The sequence below is a fragment of the Nesterenkonia sp. AY15 genome (genome assembly GCF_022565855.1).
Lineage (GTDB): Bacteria > Actinomycetota > Actinomycetes > Actinomycetales > Micrococcaceae > Nesterenkonia.
In genome coordinates this window covers 121,380-133,716 of record NZ_JAJOYV010000007.1, presented here as the reverse complement: position 1 = coordinate 133,716, position 12,337 = coordinate 121,380, and the positions used below count along the sequence as shown (strand labels likewise).

Sequence of the window (12,337 nt, the reverse complement as noted above, 5' to 3'; positions counted from 1 at the left end):
CTCAGTCTAAGGTCTGGCGACCTCGCGGAGTCACGAAGCGGACGTCGCCCGGCGCATAGGCCAGCTGCTTGGCCGGGCTCAGGATCCCGGCCGAGATCAGCGCATCTTCGAGGCGCTCCGTGGTGCTCACGATCGGGTACGCCCCGGCCTCTTCCAGCTCTCCGGCGGGGGCGTAACCCCAGCGCACGCCGATGCAGCGCAGGCCGTGGGCTGCGGCGCCGTCCACGTCGAAGACCCGGTCACCGACCATGATCGCCCTGGCGTCGGGGGCCGTCTCGCTGAGCGGGCCCGCGGCGGGGTCCAGGCCGATCGCTTCCAGCGCAGCACCGAGGATGGGGCCCTTGCCGTCGTGCGGGACGGACTCGTCCTCGGGGGAGCCGTGCACCGCGGCGAAGTGCTCGCGGATGCCCTGGATGCTCAGCAGCCGCTCGGCCAGTCCGGTGGGCTTCGAGGTGGCCACCGCGCAGACCACGCCGGCGGCGTTGAGCGTGCTCAGCAGCTCCTCGATCCCCGGGTAGACCCGGCTCGCCTGCATGCCCTCGGCGAGGTAGCGCTGCCGGTACTCCTCCACGATCGAGGGGATCAGGGCCTCGGTGACGCCGGGCAGGCTGGCCAGCGAGGTGGCCAGCGGCGGACCGACGAATGAGTCCAGCACCTCCTGATCGGGGATCTCGATCCCGTGCACGCCCAATGCATGGACGACGCCGAGGGTGATCGCCCCGGCCGGATCGACCAGGGTGCCATCGAGGTCGAAGAGCACCACCCGGATGTCGGAGGTGTCAGCAGCGTCGGCGGCGGAGTCGACGGTGAGGCGGGCGGTGGCAGGGGCAGCGGGGGAGTCAGAGATCACGGCGCCATTCTGACATGGACCGACGCGGCGTCGTCGTCGGGGTGATGAACGCCACCTCGCACTGAGCGGCGGAATCTCCGAGCACCAGGGCCCGAAAACCGGGTCAGATGCGCGGAGAATCCGCCTTTCGACGCAGGGAGCGCCCGGTCCCGAACGGGCGGACCGCCCCCACCCCGCCCTGGCTTCGAACGTTTGTTCGAACGGGTCAGGGGTTCTACACTGAATCACGTGTCAGAGCGAGCAGCCGAAACAGCCATCATCGAATCCGTGGACGACTACTACGCCGAGGGTGCGCGACGAAAATCCGCCACCAACGGGACGATCGGTCATGCCGAAGCCGACCGGATCGTGGTCCAGGGTGCGCGCGAGCACAACCTCAAAGACGTCACCGTCGAGCTGCCGCGCAACTCGTTCATCGTGTTCACCGGCCTCTCCGGCTCCGGCAAGTCCTCGCTCGCCTTCGACACCATCTTCGCCGAGGGCCAGCGCCGCTACGTCGAGTCGCTCTCCGCCTACGCCCGGCAGTTCCTCGGCCGGGTGGACAAGCCCGACATCGACTTCATCGAAGGCCTCTCCCCAGCGGTCTCCATCGACCAGAAGTCCACCTCCAAGAACCCCCGCTCCACCGTGGGCACGGTCACCGAGATCCACGACTACCTGCGCCTGCTCTGGGCCCGGATCGGGATCCCGCACTGCCCCACCTGCGGCGAGAAGATCGAACGCCAGACCCCGCAGCAGATCGTCGACCAGGTCCTCAGCTTCCCCGAGAAGACCCGCTTCCAGGTCCTGGCCCCGGTGGTCCGCGGCCGCAAGGGCGAGTTCAAGGACCTCTTCCGCGACCTCGCCAGCGAAGGCTTCTCGCGCGCCATCGTCGACGGCGAGATCATCCAGCTCAGCGAGCCGCCCACGCTGGAGAAGACCTATAAGCACCAGATCGAAGTGGTCATCGACCGGCTCGTGATCCGCGAAGGCATGCGCCAGCGGCTCACCGACTCGGTGGAGACCGCGCTGAAGCTCGCCGACGGGCGCCTGGTCATCGACCTGGTCGACCTCGACGAGGACGGCGAACCCACCAACGACAAGGTCCCCGAAGGCCTCACCGGCCCCAAGCAGCGGCCCTTCTCCGAGAACCTGGCCTGCCCGAACGAGCACCCGCTGGCGCTGGACGAGATCGAGCCGCGCTCCTTCTCCTTCAACAACCCCTTCGGCGCCTGCGAGGTCTGCTCCGGCATCGGCTCCAGCCTCGAGGTGGACATCGACCTGGTCATCCCCGATGACACCCTCTCGCTCGAAGGCGGCGCCATCGCACCCTGGGCCCTGGGCAAGGCCTCCAAGGACTACTGGCTCCGGCTGATCACCGCGCTCTCCAACGAGCTGGACTTCTCGGTGCGCACCCCCTGGAAGGACCTGCCCAAGAAGGTGCAGAAGGCGCTGCTGCACGGCCGCAACCACAAGGTCGTCGTGCAGTACCGCAACCGCTTCGGCCGCGAACGCACCTACTCCACCGGGTTCGAAGGCGCGCTCTCCTACATCTCGCGCAAGCACCTCGAGGTGGAGTCCGACAACGCCCGGGACCGCTACGCGCAGTACATGCGCCAGATCCCCTGCCCGGCCTGCAACGGCCAGCGGCTGAACCCCGCCGCGCTCGCGGTCACCGTGCAGGGCGCCTCGATCGCCGAGATCGCCCGGCTGCCGCTGGACAAGTGCGCCGAGTTCTTCTCCACCGTGAAGCTCTCCGCCCGCGACGCCACCATCGCCGACCAGGTGCTCAAAGAGATCCTGGCCCGGCTGAACTTCCTGCTCGACGTGGGCCTGAGCTACCTGAACCTGGAGCGCGCCGCCGGCACGCTCTCCGGCGGCGAGGCCCAGCGGATCCGGCTCGCCACCCAGATCGGCTCCGGCCTGGTCGGGGTGCTCTACGTCCTCGACGAGCCCTCCATCGGGCTGCACCAGCGCGACAACGCCCGGCTGATCCAGACCCTCACCCGGCTGCGCGACCTCGGCAACACCCTGATCGTGGTCGAACACGACGAGGACACCATCGCCGAGGCCGACTGGATCGTGGACATCGGACCCGGCGCCGGTGAGCGCGGCGGCGAGATCGTGCACTCCGGCTCCGTGCAGGGCCTGCGCGACAACACCCACTCCATCACCGGGGACTACCTCTCCGGCCGGCGCAGCATCCCGATCCCGGCGCAGCGCCGCCCGGTGGACAAGACCCGGATGCTCAAGGTCATCGAGGCCCAGGAGAACAACCTGGACAAGGTCTCCGTGGAGATCCCGCTCGGGATCTTCCTCTCCGTCACCGGCGTCTCCGGCTCCGGCAAGTCCACGCTGATCAACGAGATCCTCTACAAGTCGTTGGCGAACAAGCTCAACGGCGCCAAGCAGGTCCCCGGCCGGCACCGCCGGATCGACGGGATCGACGATCACCTGGACAAGGTGATCCACGTGGACCAGTCACCGATCGGGCGCACCCCGCGGTCCAACCCGGCCACCTACACCGGGGTCTTCGACCACGTCCGCAAGCTCTTCGCCCAGGCGCCGGAGTCCAAGACCCGCGGCTACCAGCCCGGCCGGTTCTCCTTCAACATCAAGGGCGGACGCTGCGAGTCCTGCTCCGGCGACGGCACGCTGAAGATCGAGATGAACTTCCTGCCCGACGTCTACGTGCCCTGCGAGGTCTGCCACGGCGCCCGGTACAACCGCGAGACCCTCGAGGTGAAGTACAAGAACAAGAACATCGCCGAGGTGCTCGACATGCCGATCGAGCAGGCCGCGGAGTTCTTCGCCGCCTTCGCCCCGATCGCCCGACACCTCAACACCCTGGTCGAAGTGGGCCTCGGCTACGTGAGGCTCGGCCAGTCCGCCACCACGCTCTCCGGCGGCGAGGCCCAGCGGGTGAAGCTCGCCTCGGAGCTGCAGCGACGTTCCAACGGGCGCAGCGTCTACGTGCTGGACGAGCCCACCACCGGGCTGCACTTCGAAGACATCCGCAAACTCCTGCAGGTCCTGCAGGGGCTGGTGGAGAAGGGCAACAGCGTGATCACCATCGAGCACAACCTCGATGTGATCAAGTCCTCCGACTGGGTCATCGACCTCGGCCCCGAAGGGGGCAGCGGCGGCGGGCTCGTCGTCGCGCAGGGCACTCCGGAGAAGGTCGCCGCCACGGCAGAGAAGACAGGATCCCACACGGGCGCATTCCTTGCCGCACTGCTAAAGTGAGTGGGCCAGTTCACAGAGCGGCACCCACGTCACACAGCAGGACTACGTCGCTGATCAGCGAGTAAGCGGAGGCACCAGGTGAGCACCACCCCCGAGGCGCAGGAGTCTGAGCGCGTCGCCACCAATGATGCGGTCCGCAAGACCTTCGAGATCGCCGTGAAGCTGTCCTGCCGGCCCATCATCACCGGGCTGGAGAACACCCCCGCCGAGGGCGGGTTCATCGTCGCCTCCAACCACCTCTCCTTCCTGGACTCGGTGCTGATCCAGGCGCTCTTCCCTCGCACCGTGAGCTTCTTCGCCAAGGCCGAGTACTTCAATCAGACCGGGGTCAAGGGCCGCGCGATGAAGCTGTTCTTCGAATCCGTCGGCTCGGTCCCGGTGGAGCGCCAGCGCCAGTCCGCCTCCGTCGAGGCGCTCTTCGAACTGGGCGCCATCGCGCAGGCGGGCCACGGCGTCGGGATCTACCCCGAGGGCACCCGCAGCCGCGACGGCCGGCTCTACCGCGGCAAGAACGGGGTCGGCTGGCTCGCCGTCGCCACCGGGCTGCCCGTGATCCCGGTCGGGCTGCGCGGCACCGAGGCGCTGCAGAAGCCGGACTCCCGGATGGTCCGACCGCGCAAGTTCGAGATGCACGTGGGGGAGCCGCTGCAGTTCCCGCAGCTGGGCAAGAAGCACCCGCTGCCGGCCCGCCGGGCGGCCACCGAGCAGATCATGGACGCCATCGCCGCGCTCAGCGGCCAGGAGCGGGTAGCCAGCTACAACGCGCCGCCCGCCGAGGCCGATGGCTGACCCCACCTCCTACCGACCTCGCACCGGGGAGATCCCCACCAACCCCGGGGTCTACCGCTTCATCGACCCGCACGGCCGGGTGGTCTACGTGGGCAAGGCCAAGAACCTGCGCGCGCGGCTGAACTCCTACTTCGCCCGAGTCGCCACCCTGCACCCGAAGACCTACGCCATGGTGCACGCCGCCTCCAGCGTGGAATGGACCGTGGTCGGCTCCGAGCTCGAGGCGATCCAGCTCGAATACACCTGGATCAAGCAGCACACCCCGCGGTTCAACATCATGTACCGCGACGACAAGTCCTACCCCTACCTCGCGGTCACCATGAACGAGAAGTACCCGCGGGTCCAGGTGATGCGCGGGGACAAGAAGCCCGGGGTGAAGTACTTCGGACCCTTCTACCCGGCCAAGGCGATCCGCGAGACCGTGGACACCATGCTGCGGGTCTTCCCGGTGCGCAGCTGCTCCGCCGGGGTCTTCAAGCGCGCCAAGGCCTCCGGCCGGCCCTGCCTGCTGGGCTACATCGGCAAGTGCGCCGCGCCCTGCGTGGGGGAGATCAGCGAAGAAGACCACCGCAGGCTCGCCGAGGAGTTCTGCGAGGTGATGGCCGGACGCCCCGGCCCGCAGGTCCGCCGGATCACCAACGAGATGAAGGCCGCCGTGGCCGAGCTGCGCTACGAGGACGCCGGGAGGCACCGCGACGACCTCGAGGCCATCCGCCGGGTCTTCGAACGCAACTCCGTGGTGCTCTCGGAGGACACCGAGGCCGACATCTTCGCCTTCGCCGAGGACGAGCTCGAAGCCGCCGCCCAGGTCTTCCACGTCCGGCAGGGCCGGATCCGCGGTCAGCGCGGCTGGGTCGTGGAGAAGGTCGAGGACACCGACGCCGGCGCGATGGTCGAGCAGCTGCTGATGCAGGTCTACGGCTCCATGGCCGACACCGAACGGATCCCGCCCGAGGTGCTGGTCCCCGCGCTGCCGGACAACGCGGAGGAGATGACCGCCTGGCTGCGCCAGCTGCGCAGCGACTCGGGCGAGGGCAAGACGCAGATCAGCCTGCGCGTGCCCCAGCGCGGCGACAAGGCCGCCCTGCTGGGCACCGTGCAGGAGAACGCCTCCCAGGCGCTGGCGCTGCACAAGGCCCGGCGCAACTCCGACATCACCACCCGCTCCGCCGCGCTGCGCGACCTGCAGGAGGCGCTCGGCGCCGCCGAGCCGCTGCTGCGCATCGAATGCTTCGACATCTCCCACACCTCCGGGACCAACGTGGTCGCCTCGATGGTGGTGCTCGAGGACGGGCTCGCGAAGAAGCGCGACTACCGGCGCTTCTCGATCAAGGGCGACGCCGCCCGCGACGACACCTCCGCGATGTATGACGTGATCACCCGCCGCTTCGCCCGACATCTGAAGGACCAGGCCCAGTCCGACGCCGCAGTGCCGGTGGCCGAGCTCGCGGAGCCTGTGCCAGCGGAACCTGTGACAGCGGAACCTGTGCCAGCGGAACCCGTGACTTCTGTTGCGGCGGCGGGGGAGCCTGCTGAAGCCGCCGAGGCCAGGGATTCCACGGTGGTCGAGCGCGAGGCCGAACGCTTCGCCTACCCGCCCAGTCTGGTCGTGGTCGACGGCGGCCAGCCGCAGGTCAACGTGGCACGGCAGGCACTCGATGACCTCGGGATCACCGACCTGCCCGTCGTCGGACTGGCCAAGCGGCTCGAAGAGGTCTGGCTGCCCGGGGACGACTTCCCGCTGGTGCTGCCGCGCTCCTCCGAGGCGCTCTACATGCTCCAGCGGATCCGCGACGAGGCCCACCGGTTCGCCATCGCCTACCACCGCTCCAAGCGGTCCAAGGCGATGACCGCGTCTGCGCTGGATGAGGTGCCGGGCCTGGGGCCGAGCCGCCGCGCCGCCGTCGTCGCGCACTTCGGCTCCGTCGCGAACCTGAAGAAGGCCAGCCTGGAGGAGATCATCGAGGTCCCCGGGCTGGGCCGCGACACCGCGCAGAAGATCCTCGACCACCTCACCGCCGAGGCGCCCGCCCCGGCGAAGGACCCGGCCTGACGCAGGGCCTCAACAGTGGCCTGAACCGGGGCTTCACCCGATTCGTGCCAGCCAGATAGGCTCTTCAGCATGGATGTTGGTCTGACCCCGGTGAAGCCTCCCGAGAACGAACTGTTGATCGTCACCGGCATGTCCGGTGCCGGCCGAACCACGGCCGCCCACGCCTTAGAGGATCTCGGCTGGTACGTGGTCGAGGGGCTCCCGCCGGAGCTCATCACCACCATGATCGACATCATCTCCCGGCACCCCGGATCCATGGAGAAGCTCGCCGTGGTCATCGACGTGCGCACCCGCGCGCTGTTCTCCGACATGCTCGGCGCGCTGGAGCAGCTCAAGGCCACCGGCGTGACCTACCGGATGCTCTTCCTGGACTCCTCCGACGCGCTGCTGGTCCGCCGCTTCGAACAGGGCCGCCGCCCGCACCCGCTGCAGGGCTCCGGGCGGATCCTCGACGGCATCACCGCCGAACGCGACCTGCTCAAGGACGTCAAGTCCGCCGCCGAGATCGTGCTCGACACCACCGACCTCAACGTCCACGGCCTGGCCCGGGAGATCACCGAGATCTTCAACGAGGACGGCCCGGTCCAGCTCCGGCTCAACGTGATGAGCTTCGGCTTCAAATACGGGGTCCCCGCCGACGCTAACTTCATCGCCGACATGCGCTTCATCCCCAACCCGCACTGGGTGCCCGAGCTGCGCGCCTTCACCGGCCTGGACTCCCAGGTCAGCGAGTACGTGCTGGGCAACGAGGGCACCGGCGACTTCCTGGCCAACTACGTCGAATCGCTGCGCCCGGTCATCGAGGGCTACCGGCGGGAGAACAAGCACTACGCCAACATCGCGGTGGGCTGCACCGGCGGCAAGCACCGCTCGGTCGCGGTCTCCGAGGAGCTCGCCCGCCGGCTGGACCAGCTGCCCAACGTCACGGTGAACACCATCCACCGTGATCTGGGACGTGAGTAGGGGTGAGCCAGATCGCCCAGCCGCAGCCGCGCGGCTCCTTCCGCGTCTCCGCCCTCGGCGGAGGCCACGGGCTCTCCGCCACACTCTCGGCGCTGCGCGTCATCGCCGCTGAGCACCTCACCGCCATCGTCACCGTGGCCGACGACGGCGGCTCCTCCGGCCGGCTCCGCGAAGACATGGACGTGCTGCCCCCCGGGGACCTCCGGATGGCGCTGGCCGCGCTGTGCGACGACACCGAATGGGGCCGCACCTGGGCCCAGGTCATGCAGCACCGGTTCCGCTCCCGCGAGGGCGTCACCGGCAGCCTCGACGACCACGCGATGGGCAACCTGCTCATCGTCGCGCTCTGGGAGCTCATCGGCGACTCCGTGGAGGGCCTGCGCTGGGCCGGGACCCTGCTCGGAGCCCGCGGCCAGGTGCTGCCGATGTCCCGGCAGCCGCTGACCATGTCCGGGGTGGTGGAACCCATGGAGGGCGAATCCGGGTCCGAGCCGCCGTTCAACAACGGCGATCGGCTCTCCTCCCAGGTGGCGCTGGCGACTGCGGGCAGCCTGGGCCGGCTGCGCGATGTCCAGTTGCACCCGGCCGAGGCCTCGGCCTGCGCCGAGGCGCTCACCGCCATCGAGCTCAGTGATTGGGTAGTGTTAGGTCCTGGCTCCTGGTACACCTCGGTGCTGCCGCATCTGCTGCTGCCCGAGCTCCGAGACGCTCTCTATGAGACCGAGGCCCGGCGGTGTATCGTGATGAACCTCACACCTCACACCGACGAGACCGCCGGCATGAGTCCGGCCGAACATCTGCGAGTTCTTCATCACTACGCCCCCGGGCTGCGCGTGCACCGCATCATCGCGGACCCCACGTCGGTTCCCCTCCAGGAGCGCGAGGAGTTCGCCGCAGCGGCGGAGCTGCTCGGCGCGGAGGTGAGGTACCACGACGTCGCCAAGGCGGGTCAGCCAGATGTGCATGACCCGCTGCGGCTGGCCATCGCCTTCAGCGAGGTCTTCGGCGACTGAGCCGGGGCGCCCGTGCCGGAGCGGCCGAGCCGGAGCGACTGTGTCGGAGCGGCCGTGGACCGAGCGGGAGCGCCTGTGAATCGAGCAAGGGCGGCTAGGAGCGGATTCCCGCTCAGGGGCATTGGGTACGATGACCGAGCTGCATCAGACGAAGACCAGAGGACAACACATATGGCGCTGACCGAGTCGGTCAAAGAAGAGCTTTCCCGCCAGCACGTCAAGACCACATCCGAGCGGAAGGCCGAGGTTTCGGCCATGCTCCGCTTCGCCGGGGGACTGCACATCATCTCTGGTCGGATCGTGATCGAGGCCGAGCTGGACCACGCCGCCACCGCGCGGCGGCTCAAGACCACCGTCACCGAGGTCTACGGGCACAACCCCGAGGTCATCGTGGTCTCCGGCAACGGGCTCAAGCGCGGCTCCCGCTATGTGGTGCGCGTGGTCCGCGACGGCGAGGCGCTGGCCCGGCAGACCGGCCTGCTCGACGCCCGCGGCCGCCCCGTGCGCGGCCTGCCCTCCGTCGTCGTCAACGGCTCCATGGCCGACGCCGTCTCCGCCTGGCGCGGCGCCTTCCTGGCCCACGGCTCGCTCACCGAGCCCGGCCGCTCCTCCTCCCTGGAGGTCACCTGCCCCGGCCCCGAGGCCGCCCTGGCGCTGGTGGGCTCCGCCCGCCGGCTCGGGATCCCGGCCAAGGCCCGCGAGGTGCGCAACGTGGACCGGGTGGTGATCCGCGACGGCGACTCCATCGCGAAGCTGCTCACCCTCATGGGCGCCCACCAGACCCTGCTGGTCTGGGAGGAGCGCCGGATGCGCAAAGAGGTCCGCGCCACCGCCAACCGGCTGGCGAACTTCGACGACGCCAACCTGCGCCGCTCGGCCCAGGCCGCCGTCGCCGCCGGCGCCCGGGTGCAGCGCGCCCTGGAGATCCTCGGCGACGAGGCCCCGCACCACCTCAAATACGCCGGAGAGCTGCGGCTGGCGCACAAGCAGGCCTCCCTGGATGAGCTGGGGCGGCTCGCGGACCCGCCGATGACCAAGGACGCCATCGCCGGGCGCATCCGCCGGCTGCTGGCCATGGCGGACAAGAAGGCCTCTGAGCTGAAGATCCCAGGCACCGAGTCCAGCGTCACCCCGGACATGCTCGAAGGCTGAGGCCCAGCTCACCGCAGTTACTCCAGTGGTGAACACTTCAGGTCATGGACGTCATCCCCCTTTCTGGTGATGCGCCCACGGCATAGGATGAGGACCGAGCCGAGGTGCAGCTGGCCTCGACGAACCCCCGTGTCTAGGAGGACATTTTGACTGACTTCACACTTCCTGAATTGGACTACGACTACTCCGCGCTGGAGCCGCACATCTCGGCCCGCATCATGGAGCTGCACCACTCCAAGCACCACCAGACCTACGTCACCGGCGCCAACACCGCGCTGGAGAAGCTGGCCGAAGCCCGCGAGAAGGGCGACTACGCCACGACTCCGAAGCTTCTCAAGGACCTGCAGTTCAACCTCGGCGGGCACACCAACCACTCGATCTTCTGGAAGAACCTCTCCCCAGAGGGCCATGAGCGCCCCGAGGGCGAGCTGGCAGCAGCCATCGACGAGTACTTCGGCTCCTTCGAGGCGTTCCAGGCCCAGTTCACCTCCGCCGCGCTGACCATCCAGGGCTCCGGCTGGGCGATCCTCGCCTACGAGCCCATCGGTGGCAACATCGTCATCGAGCAGTTCTACGACCAGCAGAACGGCGTGCCCGTGGGCACCATCCCGCTGCTGATGCTCGACATGTGGGAGCACGCCTTCTACCTGGACTACCAGAACGTCAAGCCCGACTACGTGAAGGCCTTCTGGAACATCATCAACTGGAGCGACGTCGCCGCACGTCTGGAGGCCGCCCGCTCGGGCGCCTCGAAGCTGCTCACTTCCTGATCGCTTCGGCACCGACGGTGTGACTGTCCGGCACGGACGGTGTGACCGTCCTCCCAGGCAGAACGGGCCCCAGGATGTTGGGGCCAGCCATGTCGACATGGTTGAATGATCTACGAGAAAACTGAAAATCACGTTCTGCAGACAGCCTGATGAACAACGATGTTGTTGGGGGTCAGCGGTTCGACTACGGTCGAGCTGCTGATCCCCAACGTGTGTCTAAGGGCTTTTTCGTCCGGAGTGAGAAGCTCCAGGTCTGCCTCTGCAAGAACGGCCCCAAGGCCCGCAGGAACTGCGGTCCCACTGTCAAGAGAGGAACCTCATGGCGACAAAAATCGCGATCAATGGTTTTGGACGTATCGGACGCACCGTGCTGCGCGTGCTGGAGAACACCGGCCGCACCGACCTCGAGCTCGTGGCGATCAACGATCTCACCGACCCCGCCCAGCTGGTGAACCTGACCAAGTACGACTCCGTCATGGGTCGCTTCCCGGCCGATGTCTCCCTCGACGGTGACACCCTCGTCGCCGGTGACCGCCGGATCAAGATCCTCTCCGACAAGGACCCGGCAAACCTGCCCTGGGCCGATCTCGGCGTCGACGTCGTGCTCGAGTGCACCGGCTTCTTCACCACCAAGGAGTCCGCCGGCAAGCACCTCGATGCCGGCGCCAAGAAGGTCGTCCTCTCGGCACCGGGCAAGGGCGTCGACGCGACCCTGGTCATGGGCATCAACGAGGACACCTATGACTCGGAGAACCACACCGTGGTCTCCAACGCCTCCTGCACCACCAACTGCCTGGCTCCGCTGGTCAAGGTGCTCAACGACGAGTTCGGTCTCGTCGAGGGCCTGATGACCACGGTCCACGCCTACACCGGTGACCAGCGCCTGCACGACGCCCCGCACAAGGATCCCCGCCGTGCACGCGCCGCCGCCGTGAACATGGTCCCCACCTCCACCGGTGCGGCCGCCGCCATCGGTCTGGTCATCCCCGAGGTGGACGGCAAGCTCGACGGCTACGCCCTCCGCGTCCCGGTCATCACCGGGTCGGGCACCGACCTCACCATCGCCATCGAAAAGGAGGGCGTGACGGCTGAAGATGTCAACGCCGCCTTCAAGAAGGCCGCCGAGGGCCCGCTCAAGGGCATCCTGCACTACAGCGAGGATCCGCTGGTCTCCTCCGACATCGTCGGCGATCCGCACTCCACGATCTTCGACGCACCGCTGACCAAGGTCATCGGCAAGACCGTCAAGGTCTTCGGCTGGTACGACAACGAGTACGGCTACTCCGCCCGCCTGGTGGACATGACCGCGCACGTCGGCCGCTGATCCAGCTCGCCTGATCGCATGGGCCCCGGCTCGACGAATCCTCGTCGAGACCGGGGCCTCTGCCGTGCGGCGTGTCGGTGTGCGGCGCGTCTGCGTGCGGCGCGTCTGTGTGCGGTGAGCGCGCCGTCGTCGTCTTCTTCTCGCCGATTCCGGCGCCCGCCGCCTCCCTGTTTCTCCCTTCCAGCGATTGGTACCCTG

The 12,337-nt window shown here is 68.3% G+C and carries 9 protein-coding genes; 8 read left to right on the top strand and 1 reads right to left on the bottom strand.

Annotated features, from left to right (window positions below):
* Position 1 precedes the first annotated feature (1 nt).
* Positions 2–850, bottom strand: a complete 849-nt coding sequence (locus tag LSI54_RS11080; RefSeq protein WP_241478385.1) for an HAD hydrolase-like protein — start codon at positions 848–850, stop codon at positions 2–4.
* A 321-nt stretch (positions 851–1,171) separates the two neighbouring features.
* Between LSI54_RS11080 and uvrA the strand changes: the two genes are divergently transcribed.
* The 8 genes from uvrA to gap all read left to right on the top strand — a co-directional run bounded on the left by uvrA (position 1,172) and on the right by gap (position 12,139).
* Positions 1,172–4,075, top strand: coding sequence for an excinuclease ABC subunit UvrA (gene uvrA, locus LSI54_RS11075; RefSeq protein WP_241478397.1), 2,904 nt, complete (start codon positions 1,172–1,174; stop codon positions 4,073–4,075).
* A 78-nt stretch (positions 4,076–4,153) separates the two neighbouring features.
* Complete coding sequence (locus LSI54_RS11070; RefSeq protein ID WP_370642623.1) at positions 4,154–4,864, top strand: lysophospholipid acyltransferase family protein; 711 nt, start codon at positions 4,154–4,156, stop codon at positions 4,862–4,864.
* On the top strand, positions 4,857–6,917 hold the full coding sequence (gene uvrC / locus LSI54_RS11065) for an excinuclease ABC subunit UvrC (protein WP_241478384.1): 2,061 nt from the start codon (positions 4,857–4,859) through the stop codon (positions 6,915–6,917). Before LSI54_RS11070 ends, uvrC begins: the two co-directional genes overlap by 8 nt.
* A gap of 69 nt (positions 6,918–6,986) precedes the next feature.
* Positions 6,987–7,880: an RNase adapter RapZ gene (gene rapZ / locus LSI54_RS11060; RefSeq protein WP_241464487.1), complete on the top strand. Its 894-nt coding sequence runs from the start codon at positions 6,987–6,989 to the stop codon at positions 7,878–7,880.
* A gap of 2 nt (positions 7,881–7,882) precedes the next feature.
* Complete coding sequence (locus LSI54_RS11055) at positions 7,883–8,893, top strand: gluconeogenesis factor YvcK family protein (protein ID WP_241478383.1); 1,011 nt, start codon at positions 7,883–7,885, stop codon at positions 8,891–8,893.
* Positions 8,894–9,064: 171 nt separating this feature from the next.
* Positions 9,065–10,045: a DNA-binding protein WhiA gene (whiA, locus tag LSI54_RS11050; protein WP_241464489.1), complete on the top strand. Its 981-nt coding sequence runs from the start codon at positions 9,065–9,067 to the stop codon at positions 10,043–10,045.
* Between the two features lie 146 nt (positions 10,046–10,191).
* The gene (locus LSI54_RS11045; protein ID WP_241478382.1) at positions 10,192–10,815 is read left to right on the top strand and encodes a superoxide dismutase; all 624 of its coding nucleotides are present in this window, start codon (positions 10,192–10,194) and stop codon (positions 10,813–10,815) included.
* Between the two features lie 319 nt (positions 10,816–11,134).
* Positions 11,135–12,139 (top strand): type I glyceraldehyde-3-phosphate dehydrogenase, encoded by a 1,005-nt coding sequence (gene gap, locus LSI54_RS11040; RefSeq protein ID WP_241478381.1) that lies wholly within the window; start codon positions 11,135–11,137, stop codon positions 12,137–12,139.
* Positions 12,140–12,337: the final 198 nt, after the last annotated feature.

What these genes read in the sequence shown, in the direction of transcription:
- uvrC (WP_241478384.1), top strand. Translation starts at nt 4,857, where the DNA reads ATGGCTGACCCCACCTCCTACCGACCTCGCACCGGGGAGATCCCCACC.
- rapZ (WP_241464487.1), top strand. Translation starts at nt 6,987, where the DNA reads ATGGATGTTGGTCTGACCCCGGTGAAGCCTCCCGAGAACGAACTGTTG.
- whiA (WP_241464489.1), top strand. Translation starts at nt 9,065, where the DNA reads ATGGCGCTGACCGAGTCGGTCAAAGAAGAGCTTTCCCGCCAGCACGTC.
- gap (WP_241478381.1), top strand. Translation starts at nt 11,135, where the DNA reads ATGGCGACAAAAATCGCGATCAATGGTTTTGGACGTATCGGACGCACC.